The sequence below is a fragment of the Bacillus pfraonensis genome, from assembly GCF_050768835.1.
Lineage (GTDB): Bacteria > Bacillota > Bacilli > Bacillales > Bacillaceae_G > Bacillus_A > Bacillus_A pfraonensis.
This window is the reverse complement of record NZ_JAHCDO010000021.1, coordinates 16,093-33,758: the sequence shown is the minus strand read 5'-3', so window position 1 is coordinate 33,758 and position 17,666 is coordinate 16,093. Positions and strand designations below refer to the sequence as shown.

18 protein-coding genes are annotated in these 17,666 nt (G+C 36.5%); 11 read left to right on the top strand and 7 right to left on the bottom strand.

Features of this window, described 5'->3' with window-relative positions:
* Positions 1–10: 10 nt before the first annotated feature.
* The 6 genes from KFD70_RS20010 to KFD70_RS19985 all read right to left on the bottom strand — a co-directional run bounded on the left by KFD70_RS20010 (position 11) and on the right by KFD70_RS19985 (position 6,352).
* Entirely contained in the window at positions 11–1,093 is a 1,083-nt protein-coding gene (locus KFD70_RS20010; RefSeq protein WP_336450676.1) for a Ger(x)C family spore germination protein, read from the bottom strand.
* Positions 1,090–2,607, bottom strand: a complete 1,518-nt coding sequence (locus KFD70_RS20005) for a spore germination protein (RefSeq protein ID WP_336450677.1) — start codon at positions 2,605–2,607, stop codon at positions 1,090–1,092. Before KFD70_RS20005 ends, KFD70_RS20010 begins: the two co-directional genes overlap by 4 nt.
* 188 nt (positions 2,608–2,795) lie before the next feature.
* Positions 2,796–3,998: an NAD(P)/FAD-dependent oxidoreductase gene (locus KFD70_RS20000; RefSeq protein ID WP_431613296.1), complete on the bottom strand. Its 1,203-nt coding sequence runs from the start codon at positions 3,996–3,998 to the stop codon at positions 2,796–2,798.
* On the bottom strand, positions 3,995–4,327 hold the full coding sequence (locus tag KFD70_RS19995) for a (2Fe-2S)-binding protein (RefSeq protein ID WP_286016861.1): 333 nt from the start codon (positions 4,325–4,327) through the stop codon (positions 3,995–3,997). The genes KFD70_RS20000 and KFD70_RS19995 overlap by 4 nt, the downstream gene beginning before the upstream one ends.
* Positions 4,324–4,584 carry a (2Fe-2S)-binding protein gene (locus tag KFD70_RS19990; protein ID WP_174102992.1) on the bottom strand — a complete coding sequence of 87 codons (261 nt, stop codon included), beginning with the start codon at positions 4,582–4,584 and terminating at the stop codon, positions 4,324–4,326. Before KFD70_RS19990 ends, KFD70_RS19995 begins: the two co-directional genes overlap by 4 nt.
* A 70-nt stretch (positions 4,585–4,654) precedes the next feature.
* Positions 4,655–6,352 carry a sigma-54 interaction domain-containing protein gene (locus tag KFD70_RS19985; protein ID WP_336450679.1) on the bottom strand — a complete coding sequence of 566 codons (1,698 nt, stop codon included), beginning with the start codon at positions 6,350–6,352 and terminating at the stop codon, positions 4,655–4,657.
* Positions 6,353–6,664: 312 nt separating this feature from the next.
* On the opposite strand from KFD70_RS19985, the gene KFD70_RS19980 reads away from it, so the two are divergent.
* The 3 genes from KFD70_RS19980 to KFD70_RS19970 are packed head-to-tail and all read left to right on the top strand — an operon-like array spanning position 6,665 to position 9,849.
* Positions 6,665–7,843 (top strand): NAD(P)/FAD-dependent oxidoreductase, encoded by a 1,179-nt coding sequence (locus KFD70_RS19980; protein WP_431613295.1) that lies wholly within the window; start codon positions 6,665–6,667, stop codon positions 7,841–7,843.
* Positions 7,840–8,862, top strand: coding sequence for a proline racemase family protein (locus KFD70_RS19975; protein WP_431613294.1), 1,023 nt, complete (start codon positions 7,840–7,842; stop codon positions 8,860–8,862). Before KFD70_RS19980 ends, KFD70_RS19975 begins: the two co-directional genes overlap by 4 nt.
* 57 nt (positions 8,863–8,919) lie before the next feature.
* A complete protein-coding gene (locus KFD70_RS19970) occupies positions 8,920–9,849 on the top strand; it encodes a proline racemase family protein (RefSeq protein WP_431613293.1) in 930 nt (309 codons plus the stop codon).
* Positions 9,850–9,887: 38 nt separating this feature from the next.
* Here the strand turns inward: KFD70_RS19970 and KFD70_RS19965 are convergent, their stop codons facing one another.
* The gene (locus KFD70_RS19965) at positions 9,888–10,484 is read right to left on the bottom strand and encodes a hypothetical protein (RefSeq protein WP_336450683.1); all 597 of its coding nucleotides are present in this window, start codon (positions 10,482–10,484) and stop codon (positions 9,888–9,890) included.
* A gap of 241 nt (positions 10,485–10,725) precedes the next feature.
* On the opposite strand from KFD70_RS19965, the gene KFD70_RS19960 reads away from it, so the two are divergent.
* From KFD70_RS19960 to KFD70_RS19925, 8 genes are all read left to right on the top strand, one after another.
* Positions 10,726–11,289, top strand: coding sequence for a nitroreductase family protein (locus KFD70_RS19960; RefSeq protein ID WP_336450684.1), 564 nt, complete (start codon positions 10,726–10,728; stop codon positions 11,287–11,289).
* A gap of 142 nt (positions 11,290–11,431) precedes the next feature.
* Positions 11,432–11,659 carry a hypothetical protein gene (locus KFD70_RS19955; RefSeq protein ID WP_336450685.1) on the top strand — a complete coding sequence of 76 codons (228 nt, stop codon included), beginning with the start codon at positions 11,432–11,434 and terminating at the stop codon, positions 11,657–11,659.
* A 195-nt stretch (positions 11,660–11,854) separates the two neighbouring features.
* Positions 11,855–12,058: a hypothetical protein gene (locus KFD70_RS19950; RefSeq protein WP_431613292.1), complete on the top strand. Its 204-nt coding sequence runs from the start codon at positions 11,855–11,857 to the stop codon at positions 12,056–12,058.
* An 84-nt stretch (positions 12,059–12,142) separates the two neighbouring features.
* Positions 12,143–13,204, top strand: a complete 1,062-nt coding sequence (locus KFD70_RS19945; RefSeq protein WP_431613291.1) for a hypothetical protein — start codon at positions 12,143–12,145, stop codon at positions 13,202–13,204.
* Positions 13,205–13,459: 255 nt separating this feature from the next.
* Positions 13,460–14,878 (top strand): stage V sporulation protein SpoVR, encoded by a 1,419-nt coding sequence (spoVR, locus tag KFD70_RS19940; RefSeq protein WP_336450688.1) that lies wholly within the window; start codon positions 13,460–13,462, stop codon positions 14,876–14,878.
* Between the two features lie 187 nt (positions 14,879–15,065).
* Entirely contained in the window at positions 15,066–16,733 is a 1,668-nt protein-coding gene (cdr, locus tag KFD70_RS19935) for a CoA-disulfide reductase (RefSeq protein WP_336450689.1), read from the top strand.
* Between the two features lie 151 nt (positions 16,734–16,884).
* Entirely contained in the window at positions 16,885–17,148 is a 264-nt protein-coding gene (locus KFD70_RS19930; protein WP_174102983.1) for a metal-sensitive transcriptional regulator, read from the top strand.
* 260 nt (positions 17,149–17,408) lie between these two features.
* Entirely contained in the window at positions 17,409–17,636 is a 228-nt protein-coding gene (locus KFD70_RS19925; protein WP_336450690.1) for a sulfurtransferase TusA family protein, read from the top strand.
* Positions 17,637–17,666: the final 30 nt, after the last annotated feature.

The following is a 17,666-nucleotide window of genomic DNA, read 5'->3' as shown; positions in this document are numbered from 1 at the left end:
TATCACCTCACTATTCTCCGATACCAGATTGTACAACGTTAACATCAGCTTCAATATTAATATCTATAGATGGATACATTGCTTGAATTTGTTGTATGCTCCATTTTCTTGACCGACTTCTAATTTGGTCGCGTATTCCTAAAGGGTCTATTTTTTTTTGCTGGAATTGCTGAACCAATTTTTGAGACTGATTTCTAATACTTTTCTCTACTTGATTTTTTATAGAGTTTATATGTTCCTTTTTCGATAAATCAAGCCAACTAGGGGAGTTTTTTATTAATCCATTTAATTTTAAGCGGATGGTTACTTTAGGAGTAGCGCCTGTTTGATCAACGTGATAGGCACTTTTTCCGGATAAATTTTGTGTTACGACAAGACCTTTATGATTATCTTTTTTTATTTGTGCTTCATAACGACCATTTTTAGTCGGATTAAGGAGCAATTTTACTAAAAAGGAGTCTTTTTTATCGGTATACATTACCACTTTGTCCTCTTTTAAAAAGGCAAGACCTTTTACAGAAGCTGCATGATTATCAGCGATTTGAATGTAAGGAAGAAATGGATCGCATACAAATGAATAATAATTATATAAAAAAACATTTAAAGCTGTCCGAGGAATATTTTCATTCATTATATTTTGTTCAAGTAAGTCAGATAGGTACAATGAACCGTTTGGTGCGACATGATTTAGAAGTTCTTCGACTGAACCATCTACAAGTGCTAACTGTACATCTCGTCCAATATTAGGATCACGTTGTAAATTGTTGATGATTTCATCAATTCCATGTGAACCAATAGATTTTCCAAATAATACGACACGCATTTGTCCTAAAACAACATTGTGAGGTGATTTTTCATTCAAACGAGAAGCGATCGTTTCAAGAGATCTTGCAGTGGTTGACTGAGTTTTTGGTTTTGTTTTTACACCAAGTGTGTAGTCGGGGTATAAGATTGTACCTTGAAATTTTTTATCTTTTGTTATATCAAATCCAGCTACCTGAATCATTCGTTGCGTATCTACTATATATGTTTGCGTGCAGCCAAATTGGAAGCATAAAAAAATAATTACTGCTAGAAATAGAACGTTTCTCATGTTTTCTCACCATCACGTTTTTGTTTTGCTTTGTTTGGGTTATAGCGCCAGTTTGATTTTGGTCGCAGAAAAGAAGGGCGCTGAGCCGTTTGGCTAAATGGCCAGCGAATGAAACCTTCTGCTGAACCGAAACCACGAAATGGATATAAGGGTAATAAGTAAGGCGATCCAAGTGATTTTAAGTGTAGTAAATGTGCCAATATAAAAACAAATCCTATTATAAGGCCTAGTCCTCCGAACGCACCCGCTAAAAGGATGAGTGGGAATCGGAGTAAGCGAATGGTTGTAGACATTTTCACAGTTGGTGTTGTGAAAGAAGCAAGTGCAGATAAAGCCACGGCGATTAATAGGATTGTACTTGTTAAAGCTGCTTCAACAGAAGCTTGTCCGATTACAATTCCACCAACGATACCGATTGTTTGCCCAACTTTTGTAGGTAAGCGGGCGCCGGCTTCGCGTAATAACTCAATTGTAATTTCTAAAAAAAGTGCTTCTAGGATTGGCGGAAAGGGTACATTGGCTCTAGAAAAAATAATGGGTCCTAGTAAGTCTGCTGGAATCATTTGATAATGAAATGTTAATACAGCAGTATAGATTGCTGAGGAAAATAGAGAAAATATAGCCCCAAAAAAGCGAATCAATCTAAAAGCTGAGCCGACCATCCACGGCAAATAGTAATCCTCTGGTGAAATGAAAAAATCTAATAGTGTTGTCGGTCCAGCTAATGCATAGGGAGAATTGTCTGTTAAAATTAACACTTCACCATTGATTAAAGCAAATACAGCTCGATCAATCCTCTCTGTTGGTAAAAGTAATGGAAAAGGTGAATTACTATTATCACTAATAAATTGTTCAATCATTGTTGCATCAAAGGGAACATCGAAATCAATGTCCTCTAGACGTTGTGTAGCAGTGTTAATATGTTGTTCATTTGTGATTCCGTCTATATAGGCCACTACAACTTTTGTTTTGGATATGGATCCAACAACAATTTCTTTAAAAATTAATTGCTCTGTTACAATAGAGCGGCGTAATAAATGTAGATTCGTATCAATGTTTTCCACAAAACCAATCTTTGGTCCAATTACGCTATATTCATTTTCTGTATCGTTATATAAACGCTTACCAAGGACGGTACTTTCTGCTCGAATTAGAGCATATTGTGCAGCCTTTGATATGTTTTGTAGTTTAACGAGTACATATCCACCCAATAATTTTTCACGAATATCGTCAATGGAAGGTGAGATAACAATGTCTTCAATAGAGACGATGTTAGTTAAGTCAGCAATGTCTTGAACATGTTCTAATTGCTTTTTGATAGGCGTTAAAATAAATTGTTTAATGATGAGTGCTTCTACGACAGATTTATAATAAAAAAGACATAGTGCACTGTCTTCTGTAATGTTGTAAGAAACAAAATCAGTAGATTCTTTCATCGCATGAATAAATTCTGGAATGGTGCAGCTCGTTTTTTTATTTTTAGCCTTAGAATTTTTTCGTGGTAAGCCAAACATATTTTTCACTCTTTTCCCTTATATGGAATGCTCTCGTTAGTTTTTGGGGAAGGCGGAATTTTATACAGGAAACATAAAAAACTGTCCAAAAGTTAGACACTGTGTGCCTTTTGAACAGCTTTTTTCGATATTTATATATAAAATTTAATATATAATTTTTATTCCGGAAAAGGTATATAGGTTTTGCTTCATACTTCTTGAGAGAGGGCAAGCAGTTGCTCGCGACCTTTAGAAATATGTGGGTGAAATTGAATTGTTGCATTTTCACGCGTTCTTTTCACATCTTGAATTGCCCGCTGGAGTAAAGAATCAAGATGTGAATGAGATGGTTGTATTTCTTTTGCAATGGCAGTTCCGGCAACAGTTCCCTGTGCCATGGCGACCTTCGCATTTTCAATCCCTGTAATGTTACCAGCAACATATAGGCCTGGAAGCGGTGTAGCCATTGTTTCGTTATGAAGCGGAATATGCCCGCCAAGTTCTTCGATATAATGAAAAGGGCATCCAGCGACAGCTGCTAATTCTGCTAGTGGATAAAGCCCGCCAGCAATACAGACAAAATCAACAGGACATATTTCTTCAGTTCCAGGAATGATCTCTCCATCTGATGTAATCGTTGCGATTTTCACAGCTTCGGCTTGCTTGTCGCCAATAATTTCAACAGCGGCTTTTCGTAAGTGAAGCGGTACATTCCAAATTTTCATTCCTTGCTTTGGATAAAATTGAATGGCTAATTTTCGCATTGCATGTTGTTTCATAAAGCGGCTCCCAATTTTTAATAAAGGAGAAGGAGCGATGTGAGCAACGTGAAGCAAAGAATTCAAAACATGAAGCGGTTGTGCACTTTGCTTTGTTACTGTATGCTTCGGTGGTAAAACGATGCTATCAATTTCTATTCCAGCAAGCTGTAATTCATGCATAATCGCAAATGATAATATATTTGCTCCGATAATCATTCCTTTATTCCCAACTTTGACGCGGTGTACATTCGTCATAACTTGTGCAGCTCCAATGGACATAACGCCGGGTAATGTCCATCCAGGAAGCGGAGTTGGAAACTCAGCTGCTCCTGTTGCAAGGAGCACATGTTTTGTTTGAAAGAGACCGATATTCGTATGAACAGCCCATTCATTTTCAACTTTTTCTAAATCATGTACGGTTACACCACATTCAATAGGGAGTGCTAAGTCTTGCAACTGTTTTTGTAGTTTCTTTGTTTCTTCTATACCATTCCACCATGTGCCATTTGGTTCCTGATGAAGCTGTCCAAGGAGGCGACCACCAGGTTTTATAAATTCATCAAAAACCTTAACGGATAATCCATACGTTTTGCAGGCAATGGCTGCACATAATCCAGCAGGACCAGCCCCGATAATGATCACATCATTCATATATGATCCTCCTTCTTTAAAGGAGTGGGTTGCTGCAGGCCGCTTTGTACTACCATTTGATCTTCAACTACAGTCATGCATGCACGCACATTTTGCTTGCCATTTATTGTAACGCGGCATTCAAAGCAATGGCCAATATTGCAATAAATAGAGCGCGGTGCTCCGGTTTCTTCATGAACACGAAAAGTCCGAATGTTATTGGCGAATAGGGAAGCAGCGACGGTTTCGCCAGCTATTCCTTCACACTTCGTTCCGTTAAATGTAAAAGAGACGGTTTTGCTGTCTGATAAGTTACCGAGAATTGGGTGATGAATGATGCGATTACTCATGTTCTATCACCTAACAAGTCAAAGGTAATGGGACGGACCGGTGGTTGATGTTTTAATGGCTGATGGTTCTGTTCTCGAGATGATATAAAACTTTCTAGTGCACATCTGCATGTTCGGCCCCCGCAAAACCCCATGCCCGCCCGGGTACGTAGTTTCAATTCTCGTGTAGAGCAATTATATGTGTTCGCTGTATGAAGAAGTTCCTTGTATGTTACTTCCTCACAACGACAAATGACAAAATCGTCTGCAATGTTCATGACAAAGCCCCCTTGTTAGATTGGTTGTTTACTAATTTATATGCAAAATACATGCCAATCTAGATAAGGATTAAAAGGGGATGCTTAATTTTTTCATGCGATTATATAAGGTTGCCCGTGTAATTCCAAGCCGTTTCGCACAAGCGAGTTTATTGCCATTTTCTAATTCAAGTGCATGTTGAATGATATTTCTTTCGTATTTGTTTAAAGCATCATCAAGTAATTCGCCTTCCATTATATCTACTCTAAGAGGAACAGGCGGTTGTTCTTTTTGTGTTTTTGTAGAGAAGGGAAGGTCTTCTCGTTTTATGATTCCATCTGATGCAAAAACAACGAGTCGTTCAATGGCATTACGTAGTTCACGAATGTTTCCAGGCCATGTATGCTCAAGCAATTCATACATAACGTCTTGCGGTATACTTTGAATTGGACGGTTATATTGAATCGAAAACTCATATAAGAAAGAGTGGATGAGCTCCACAATATCTTCTTTTCTTTCACGCAGTGGCGGTACATCAATGCTTACAACGTTTAAACGATAAAATAAATCTTCGCGAAATTTTCCTTTTGCAATTTGTTCTTTTAAGTTTCGATTCGTAGCAGCAATAATATGAAAATCGGCATGTAATTCTTTTATACCACCCACGCGGTAAAAGGTTCTATCTTGTAGAACGCGAAGCAGTTTTACTTGCATTTCCATTGGCATTTCACCAATTTCATCTAAAAATAAGGTGCCCCCTTTTGCTAACTCAATTTTTCCTTTTTTTCCTTTTTGATCAGCTCCAGAAAAAGCTCCTTTTTCATAGCCGAAAAGTTCACTTTCAAATAATGATTCAGGAATTGCGCCGCAGTTAATAGAGATAAACGGTGCTTGTTCATTTTCACGCGCTTCATGAATCGCTTTTGCAAATAGCTCTTTTCCAACGCCGCTTTCTCCTAAAATAAGCACAGTTGATTTTGTTGTACATATCTTTTTCGCAGTTTCAATTGTTTGATGCAGTGCGGAGCTGTTTCCTTTAATCGCATGAAAGGGATCAACAGGCGGTGTTAATTTAGCAACTTGTTTCTCTAATTGATGCATTTTGGTAGAAACAGAGAATAGTTCCTGATTGAGCCGAACTTGGCTCGTAATATCTGTTTCGGATACAACAGCTCCAATAATTTTATTGCGCAAGTAAATGGGATTGGAGTTAATGAGTACAATTAAATCTTCTCTCGGTTGATGTTGGTGTTTATGTAGTGAGCGACCTTCTTGCAGAGTTTTTAATATTTCTAGCATGTTTTCATGAAAAAATGAGGTGATAGGTTTTCCTAAAATATCCTGCCGTCTGACGGAAAAAATTGCTTCTGCCCCGTTTGTCCACACATTGACATTCTCGTTCTCGTCAATGACAGTGACGGACGCATCCGTCGTTTTGATAACGGTTTCAAAATAAGCTTGTAAATATTCATAAGACTGAAAAATAGTTTCAGCTAACATCACAGCTGTAATAAAACCAATTGGTTTATGAGACGCATTTGTAAGAATAACGGCATGGTAGTTTTTTAGTTTCTTTAATATATGTGAAATAGAAGAATAGTAAGAAGTTGTATAGCAAAGTTGATACGTACCGTCAGCAGTAAGCATGTATATATCATTATTTCTTTTGATTAGAACGCTTGTATCTTTATGATTTGTATGATTGTTTTGTTGCGACTCTTCTAGCGATGGAAAGAAGAGAAAATCTTTATTCATAAGTTGATCTATAGAAGGGAGTTCGATTGTCATACTAAAGCCTCCTTATTGGATTGACTGTAAGTTTTTTATACACTATTTCATTATTTTTACACATTTTTAAAGTGCATGTAAAATGTTTTTCGGAAAAGTTAGATAACTGTTTTCGTATGGCTATTTGAGAACAATAAAATATTAGCTTCTAAGTGCCTTAAGAAGTAAAACCATGAAGTGAGGAATAGGAAATCTTTGTTAATAATTCCTTTTTATTAAGTTGGCATTTTAATTGCAAGTAAAAGAATATGTGAGTATAAAAGGTGATAGATGCTATAAGTTTCACTTTATAAGTAGAAAAGAGGGGGAATTATGACAAAGCATTGTGATGTTCTTATCATAGGCGGAGGCATTATTGGAAGTGCAATTGCCTATTATGTTTCAAAATGCGGGAGAGAAGTGACGTTATTAGAAAGGGGAGAATTAGCGAGTGGTACATCGTCGCGATGTGATGGGAACATTTTAGCAATTGATAAAGATCCTGGATTTGATAGTCAAATGTCTCTTGAGAGCCAAAAGCTCGTTGATCAACTAGCGAAAGAATTGCACCACCCTTTTGAATACCGCGCACCAGGCAGTATTTTAGTATGTGAAAGTGAAGAAGAGATGATCGCTGCAGAGAAATGGGTAAAGCGGCAAAAAGAAGCAGGTTTACCATTTCGGATGTTAGACAGGCAAGATATTCGGCAAGAGTCACCATATTTTGCTGATGACTTATTAGGTGGATTAGAGTGTGCAACGGACTCGACTGTTAATCCGTATTTATTATCGTTTTCTTTGCTAGATGGAGCGAAAAGGCAAGGAACAGATGTGTATCTCCATACAGAAGTAAATAGTATTCGAAAAGATATAACGGATGTGTTTATTGTTGAAACAAATAAGGGGACATTTACAGCGAATAAGGTCGTAAATGCAGCGGGAGTATGGTCGCCAGTTATTGGTGAGATGTTAGATGTGAAAATTCCAATTCAGCCGAGAAAAGGTCATATTATTGTGGCTTCAAGACAAGGACCGGTTGGGATGAGAAAAGTAATGGAGTTTGGCTATTTGATTAGTAAGTTCGGCGGCGTACGTCATGTGGATGAGGAAACGGAGAGATATGGAGTTGCTCTTGTGTTTGAACCGACAGAAAGTCAAAATTTCTTAATTGGAAGTAGCAGGCAGTTCGTTGGTTTTCAAACGAAGGTAGATACAAGTGTTATCAAGTCTATTGCGAAGCGAGCGATTCGCTTTTATCCGAAAATGGCTGATATGTTGCTTATTCGAACATATGCAGGGTTACGTCCGTGGACGGCAGACCATTTGCCAATTATTTCTCATGTTGAAGAAGTACCGGGTTTTTATATTGCTACGGGTCATGAAGGTGATGGAATTAGCTTGGCAGCCATTACAGGAAAGCTTATTGCGGAATTGATTGAGGAACAAAGGACAACCGTACCGATTGAATCACTGAGTCACAATCGATTTCAAGAAAGGATGGAACGAGTGTGAATATAAAAAAAGTGTTTACGACAATTGATACGCATACGGGGGGGAATCCAACAAGGACAGTCATAAATGGTCTTCCGAAGCTAGAAGGGGATACAATGTCAGAAAAGATGTTATTTATGAAAGAAAAGTATGATTGGATTCGTACATTTCTTATGTTTGAGCCACGTGGTCATGATGTAATGTCTGGGGCGTTATTAACAGATCCATGTGACCCAGAAGCTGATGTTGGTGTTATTTATATAGAAACAGGCGGATATTTACCAATGTGTGGTCACGATACAATTGGTGTTTGTACCGCTTTAATTGAAACAGGTATGGTTGAGGTGAAAGAACCGTATACCCATATTAAATTAGATACACCGGCAGGCCTTGTTACAACAAAAGTATATGTGGAAAATGGAAAAGCAAAAGAAGTAACATTTTGTAACGTGCCTGCTTTTTTATTAAAGTCTGTAGAAGTACATATCGAAAATATAGGGAATGTACACTGTGATATTGCCTATGGTGGTAATTTTTATGCAATTACAGATGCGAGAAAGTTAGGTGTGCAGCTAACAACAGATAACTCTGTAGAGATTATAGAAACAGCGATTCGGATTCGTGATGCTATTAATGCAACTGTACCCATTTCCCATCCTGAATTTTCTTTCATCGAAGGTGTGACACATGTTGAATTTTTTTGCGATCCAACGAATGAACAGGCTGATGTGAAAAATACAGTAATTGTGCCACCGGGCGGGATTGATCGTTCGCCGTGCGGGACAGGAACATCAGCTAAACTTGCTACATTATACGCTCATCAGAAGATTGATAAGGAAGAGTTATTTGTACATGAAAGTATTGTCGGTTCGCTATTTAAAGGGAAAATCGTTAGCACAACAAATGTAGGGGAAATAGAAGCTGTAATTACAGAAATTACTGGATCAGCATGGATGATGGGAATGCACCAATTTTTATATCATGAGGAAGACATTTTGAAAGATGGATTTATTCTTATTCCACCGATGGAAGGGCATTGATGTAACCATATTTAAACTAGCTAAATAACAGGAGAAATGGAAGACGGGGGAGATTGAATGAAGTTCGCAAAAGCGATTACAACAGTTGATGCACATATGGCTGGGGAGCCACTACGCCTCATTATGAACGGCGTACCTTTATTACAGGGAAATACTTTGCAAGAAAAACAAAATGAACTAGTTGAAAACTATCAAGCATTTCGAAGAATTCTTATGCAAGAGCCACGTGGTCATGCAGCGATGAACGGCTGTATGATTGTACCACCTTGTTCAAAAAAAGCAGATTTTGCAGCGTTGTTTATGGATGCGAATGAATTTACCTTTAGTATAGAAGAGTTTGTGATGATAGCTGCTGTTGTTATGGTGGAAATGGGAAATGTGCAAATAAAAAATGATGTAGTAGCGGTGGAAACAATTGATGGGATATTTTCTGTGAAAATCTGTATAGAAGATGGAGAGATACACGCTGTTTCCTTACAGAAAGATTGTAAATACGAACTTCAACATCATGCTTCTCAATCGGTCGTTTCATTTGGACCAAATGAACACTACGTAATCAGTCATACAAAGCATCTTGGTGTCAAACTAGCTATGGATGATTTAATAGAATTAAAGAACTGGGCGCATAGGGCAAGAACGTCATTATCATCTGAATGTAGTGGTATTTTAATAGATGCGGCGCAGATTGAGGAAAAACGATTCAAAACGATGTTGCAGAAGAAGAATGGACTCGTAAGCCGCTCTCCATATGTTAGAGCAACATGTGCATGTTTAGCACTTTTTAGAGAGGAAGGTATGTTACAAGAAGGAGAGACTTTACAGCATGAAAATATTACGGGCGGGACATATGAAGCAAAACTAATGGAATGCACACAAAATGCCATGACGGTACAAATTACAGGAAGGGTCTTTATTACGGGAATGCATCAATTTTTATTAGATCCATCTGATCCGCTGGCGGATGGTTTTATTATAGTAGGTTCATAAAGAAAAGGAAGAGTTTCTGTCTCTTCCTTTTCTTTATGTTAGCTTGTCTTTTTTTGTTTGACAGACTGTATTAATTTCATCATTTCAGTTCTTATATCTTCTCTTTTCACATTTAATTTTTCGGCAATTTGTTTGACATGCATGCCATCTTTTTTCATTTGTAATACATTATTAAATGGTGTATTACTTTTTTGTGCAATGATGGTTAAAACTGCGAGGTGACGCAAGTGAAGATGGTTATCTTCCATTGTTTTCTTCATTTGTTCTGGTGTAGATTTTTGCATTTCAGCTACTTTCTTCAATAGTGCAGCTTTCATCTCTTTACTCATATGATGTTTATGCATTTTCTCTGGATCCACGCCAAAATGTTTCGCTGTTTCTTTCCAAGATTTATTTTGTTTATAGTACGATAAAACGTCATTGATATCTTTTTTACTTATTTTCGCAATGTGTGCAGCTTTCCAAATTTCATGTTTTTTGTAACCTTGTTTTTCTAATGACTGGATTTGTTCTTCTGAAATTATCTTATGATGATGTAGCGCAATTTCTTTTGGTGTAGCGGCTGCAGCAGGGAAGACTGCCATTCCACATAAAAGCCCTGTTGCTAAGATGCTTGCTATTACTTTTTTGTACATATAGATTCCTCCTAATTAAATGAAATGGAAAACTTTACACATAGGATGTCCTGAAGTTGTGGAGAAGTTGTGAAGAACTTATGAACATTGCAAGTTTTTCTGCAATATAACAAAAAAGTTTTTTGTTAGTTTCACAACATAAAACATTGATTAATGGTAGAAAACTGCGTTATAATCGAAATTGAAAATCAATATCAATAATAAATGTATACATATAGATAAGAATAAGGGAGAGAAACATATGACTACATATACTTCCATTGCAAATATCATTAAAGAAAGACGTTCCATTCGTAAATTTATAGATAAAGCAGTAGAAAAAGAATTATTAATTGAATTATTAAATGATGCAACGTGGGCACCAAACCATCAGCATCGTGAGCCATGGAAATGTAAATTGTTTATTGGAGAAGGCCGTAAAACGTTAGTAGATGCTGTATTAAATTCCTTCACAGAAGAAGAAAGAGCAAAACGAGGTAAAATTTTATCCGATCGTTTTTTAAGTACACCAGCTCAAATCGTTGTGTATATGGATGAAGATCCGCGTCAAATTCAGCGTGATGAAGACTACGCAGCAGTGTGTGCATTTATGCAAAACTTCCAACTACTAGCTTGGGAGCGCGGACTAGGTTGTGTTTGGAAATCAGGCGGACTGAATTATAATCCTTTATTTATAGAAGGACTTGGGTTAACAAAAGGACAACGCATTGTTGGAATCCTTCATATTGGCTATTTTGATAAGAAGCCAGAAGGAAAAGAGCGTACGCCGATTATAGAGAAGTTAGAAATAATTGAAAATATATAAGGAAAAGCACTTGATAATTTGTTCAAGTGCTTTTTCTTATATGTTATATTAAAAAAATGTTTTATTTTATTTATGTGATATATATAATGGATTTATATGATAAAGGAGGATTAATATGGGAAAAGTTTAGTTTGCAAAAGCTTTGAGAAATGGTTTCTTTTCGGCGTTTTTTATCATTGCTATGCTATTTGCCTTTTTATTTTTAATTAGTGGAGAAATTCAAGGTGTATTTATTTTTTTATTATTTTCTATACCCCTAGGGTATTTAGGGTTTGGTATTGATATTCAAAAAAAGAAAAAGGAAATGGAAATTTTAGAGGCGAATATAGTAGAGCCAATTCAATTTATTGCCGATGGTTATCATGTATAAGAAGGTAGAGGACATTTAGCATTAACAGATCATTATCTGTTTTTCTTGACTCGAAAAGGGCAAATGTATTCGGTAGATTTACATACTGTGGAAAGATATGGAACACGTTTTGATGGAACGGGGGTTTATGGAACAACTGTACATCATATGGGATCCTTTAGTGTTGCGAGAGTACTCAAGAGGGGGAAAAATCCTATGTTCTATATTGAAGGACATAGCGGTGGTGAAAGTTTTCATCATGCCTTTAGTACTTTCAAGCATAAGCAATTTTTTAAAATTTTAGAACGTAATATGCAATCTGGAACACTTGCAAAGGAAGAATTTATAAAAATTGGATTTAGAAATGCTATGAATAACTTTATGGTATATCAAGAATTACAAAATAGAGCGACTGTATAAAGTAAAACTTATAAAAAGAGATAGGGTTTTATTAACATTTATCTCTTTTTATGACCTAATCAAAAATATGAAAGGAGAATGGAAATGAAAGTAGTAACAGGGTGTCTTTTAGTATTGTCTTTATATTTTTATTCCATTTCGTTTCAGTCTGTTTCGGAATGGAATTTTTGGATTATAGGCCTATGTACTATATTGATATATTTTATAGAAAATGAAAGAAAAGAAAATATAATTCACACAATTTTATGGTCGGTAGCTGTTGGATTTCCATTAGGGACACTGGCGAATAAGTGGTTACCTTTTCCGTCATCTCTGATCTCGGATTGGGAGATTTCAGGATTTCCGATTACAAGTCAAATATGTTGGGGAATCACACTATCAATTGTAGTTGGAATGATAACACGTACCAATACATTTCGTCATCCTATAAGAAGAGGAGCGTGGCTAGGAGTTATTGGTGGATCTGCGTTTAGTCTTCTATTAGCGATGCTTTTATACACATATTTTGACTTCTTTAGAAGTATTTATGTGATTCCTGTAATGGCTATCGTATTATTTCATTCATATACGCAGTTCACTGCTCATGCAGTTCGTGATATTGGATTTGGAATTTTAACAAGCTCTATTTTATACTATTCGAGTTATCATCTTGAATGGATTCCTGAGGTAATCAAGCCAGTATATGGTGAATTCATTATGTATTTCTCGTTCGCATTACTAGTTGTACTAGCATTCAGTTGGTGGTCTGCCCGAAATTCTACAGCGAAATCGTATGCGGGAGGAGGAATAGCAAGTTTAGGAAGTACGTATAATCATGGCAGCACATCATCATCACCTAATTTTTCATTTGCAAATGATGGTGATTATCGAAATCATTCAAACTATGATACTGAGGATGATTTCTATGATGATACAAATCATTATCACTCTCAATCAAATAGTTATAGCCGTTATGATGATGAGGAAGACGATCATAGCAACTGGGGAATGAAACAGTGGGAGATCGACAAACGAAATGAAGAAGAGTTTTCAGGATATCCTGATTGGTATCGGCAAAAAGAAATTGAAGAAAGAGAAAGTGGCTTACCTTGGTATGCAAGAAGTGAATGTCCTACATGTGGTAATTCACCATGTTCTTGTGATTAAAAACTTACGATATTCGCATTAATAGTTCATATAAGCTAATATTTTGGGGAGAAGAGCCGTTATAAAATGTATTTTATAACGGTTTTTTAGTGTAATGTTCTTTTCATGTTTTACGGTACTCCACGTTTGAAGCGCCGTATCCTGTATTTACTTGGCTATTTGAACAGTATTTCATAAAACAAAATTGTTTACTTTTCATGAAAGCTTGTTTCCCTTCATACACTGTCTTAAGGGAAAGTGTAAGGAGGGAAAATAATGAGAGCTAGTGATGATAAAGCACTACAATATGCAATCGCTGAAATTACTGAAATTGCGACTGGATTTGGGCTGGATTTTTATCCGATGCGCTATGAAGTATGCCCAGCGGAAATTATTTATACGTTTGGTGCATATGGAATGCCAACACGATTTTCACATTGGAGTTTTGGGAAACAGTTCTTCAAAATGAAGCTGCATTACGATTTGGGACTTAGTAAAATATATGAGCTTGTCATCAACTCTGATCCATGTTATGCGTTTTTACTCGATACCAATGCACTCATTCAAAATAAATTAATTGTAGCACACGTATTAGCACACTGCGATTTCTTTAAAAATAATATTCGCTTTTCAAATACGAAGCGCGATATGGTTGAAAGTATGGCAGCGACAGCAGAACGAATTAAAGCGTATGAACATAAATATGGAAAAAAAGAAGTAGAAACATTTTTAGATGCGGTATTAGCAATTCAAGAACACATTGATCCATCGCTTATGCGACCAAAACTGGCTTGGAGTATCGATGACTTAGAAGAGGAAGAAGTAGAAAAGAAACGGGTTTCACAGTATGATGATTTGTGGAATTTAGATGATAGAAATAAAAAACGAGAACGACCAAATATGCGGAAGAAAAAGAAAATCCCGCCGCAACCAGAGAAAGATTTACTTCTATTTATTGAAGAATATAGTAGAGATCTAGATGAGTGGCAACGTGATATTTTAACGATGATGCGAGAAGAAATGTTATATTTCTGGCCGCAATTAGAAACGAAAATCATGAACGAAGGCTGGGCTTCCTACTGGCATCAGCGCATCCTTCGAGAAATGGACTTAACATCTGACGAAGCAATTGAATTTGCCAAGTTAAACGCAGGAGTTGTACAGCCTTCAAAAACAAGCATTAACCCATATTATCTTGGTATCAAGGTCTTTGAAGATATTGAAGAACGTTACAATAATCCAACGGAAGAGATGAAAAGACGCGGTGTGAAACCAGGGTCAGGTCGTGAGAAAATCTTTGAAGTGCGAGAAATTGAATGGGACGTATCGTTCCTGAGAAACTATTTAAATAAAGAACTTGTGATGAGGGAAGATATGTACTTATTCCAGCGCCAAGGAAAAGAGTATAAAGTCATTGATAAAGAGTGGGAACATGTTCGTGATCAACTTGTAAATATGCGTACAAATGGTGGATTTCCATATTTAGTAGTGGAAGATGGAGACCATTTAAAGAACGGTGAACTGTATATTAAACATTGTTATGAAGGAATTGAGCTTGATTTAAAATACTTAGAGAAAGTACTGCCGTACATTCATCAGCTATGGGGAAGAACGGTTCATATGGAGTCAGTTGTGGAGAATAAAAATGTTGTCTTTTCTTATGATGGGAAGATGGTGCATCGGAAGTATGTATAAAGCCGCTGGGATCAGCGGTTTTTTTAATGCTCAGTTTGTTTCAAATTTGTGAACAAGTATAAATTTGAGTCTATATATTGCCATTATATTTTTTTATGTTTATTATATACCTATACGGGTATATGTAATTTGAAGGTGTTGTATATCTGTAGCAGTAAGCAAAAATAGTTGTGGAGGTTAGGGAAATATGAGTAAAAAAATCGTCATAGTTGGTGGAGTTGCCGGCGGAGCATCAGTAGCAGCACGTCTTCGTCGTTTAAGCGAAGAGGATGAAATTATTATGTTTGAGCGAGGGGAATATATTTCTTTTGCAAACTGCGGATTGCCGTATTACATTGGCGGTGTGATTCAAGAGAGACAGAAACTATTAGTGCAAACCGTTGAAAAGATGTCAAAGCGATTCCATTTAGATATTCGTATTTTAAGTGAAGTGATAAAAATTAATAAAGAAGAAAAAACAATTATCGTAAAAAATGTAATGACAAATGAAACGTATGAAGAGTCGTATGATATTTTAATTCTTTCACCAGGATCTAAGCCAATAGTGCCACCTATCCAAGGAATTGAAACAACAAAGGCGTTGTTTACATTACGGAGTGTACCAGATACAGATCGTATTAAAGGGTATATTGATGAGAAGAAACCACGTCATGCGACTGTCATTGGCGGTGGATTTATTGGTGTTGAAATGGCAGAAAATTTGAGAGAAAAAGGAATAGATGTGACGCTTGTTGAGATGAATAATCAAGTCATGCCACCAATTGATTATGAAATGGCGGCATATGTACATGAACATATGAAAAAGCATGGTGTTCAGCTCATTTTGGAAGACGGGGTAGATGCTTTTGAAGAAGATGGAGCAGTCGTACGCTTAAAAAGTGGTTCAAAAATCAATACAGATATGATTATTCTTTCAATCGGTGTCGGGCCGGAGAGTCGTTTAGCAAAAGAAGCAGGGTTAGAACTTGGAGTAAGAGGAACAATTAAAGTAAATGAAAAACTACAAACTTTGGATTCGTCTATTTATGCGATTGGTGATGCAATTGAGGTAAAAGATTTTGTGACAGAAACAGAGACAATGATTCCATTAGCATGGCCAGCAAATCGACAAGGTCGTCTGTTAGCGGATATCATTCATGAACATGCAAAGTCTGTATACAAAGGAACGATGGGAACATCGATTGTAAAGGTCTTTGAATTAACAGTTGCTTCAACAGGAGTAAATGAGAAGGTGTTGCAGCGTTTAAATATACCCTATGAGGTAGTACATGTACAAGCAAATTCCCATGCAGGTTATTATCCAAATGCACATCCTGTTTTATTAAAATTGATCTTTAATAAAGAGTCAGGCGAAATTTATGGTGCGCAAGCGGTTGGACGTGACGGTGTAGATAAGCGTATTGATGTCATTGCAACGGCAATGAAAGCGAAGCTAAAGGCATTAGATTTACCAGATTTGGAATTAGCATACGCACCGCCATATTCTTCTGCAAAAGATCCAGTAAACATGGTGGGGTATGCTGCAAGTAATATAATTGAAGGGCTTGTAGATACAGTGCAGTGGCATGAGATTGATCGTATTGTCCAAAATGGTGGATATTTGATTGATGTTCGTGAACCAAATGAGTTAAAACAAGGGATGATTAAGGGTTCAGTTAATATTCCATTAGATGAATTACGCGAAAGATTGGATGAAATTCCAGTAAATGAAGAAATATATATGACATGCCAGCTCGGTATGAGGGGCTATGTTGCTGCACGTATGTTAATGGAAAGAGGGTATAAGGTGAAGAATGTCGATGGTGGTTTTAAATTGTATGCAACGGCTTTTCCAGGTCAGATTGTATATAAATAGATGAGAAGGTTGTAATCATATAAAGTAAAATAGTGCTTTACAAAATACCCTCAAGGGTATATGATGGTTTGTAAATGCAAATTAAAATCTTACTACAGTAAGTATTTATTTAAATAAAGCATATTTTGGAAAGTATTGAGGTGATCGGGCATTGGAATACAATCAAGATATTAAAAATAGGCTGAAGCGAATTGAAGGACAAATTCGTGGTGTCCTTCGAATGATTGAAGAAGAAAAAGATTGTAAAGAGGTAATTACACAATTAACAGCATCACGCTCTGCTATGGATCGCGCAATTGGATTAATTGTCGGAACAAATTTGGAAAAATGTTTGCGAGAACAATTTGCAAAAGGTGATACATCCAATGAAGATCTAATTAAAGAGGCTGTACAATTACTTGTGAAAAGTAGATAATCTGTCAAACGAATGTGTTGACAGATTTTTAAAACACTATTTTTATACCCCTGTAGGTATATGGGTTTTTTAGGAAACAATTAGAGTTAGAATATAGGATATTAAATTTTTTTAAATGAAAATATACCATAGGGGGTAATGGAGTGGGTGCCCTAGCATTATAAGCAAAAGATGTTGCTGAGAAAGTTTTATTTTAGGTGTTCGTAATGAAGTAGAGCGTATGGATTGAAAAATAGAAGAAACAGATGGAGGTATAGAACATGAATGCAAAACAAGTATTAGATGTGAAAGGCTTAGCATGCCCAATGCCAATCGTAAGAACAAAAAAAGCTATGGAAGCTTTACAATCTGGAGAAGTGCTAGAGGTTCACTTAACAGATAAAGGCGCAATAAAGGATATTCCAGCTTGGTCGAAAAAAGGAGGAAATGAAGTATTGCAACATATAGAAGAAAACGGTGTGCTGAAGTTCTGGATTAAAAAGGCGTAAAAAATAAGAGACTAATTGCATAGAAAAGGA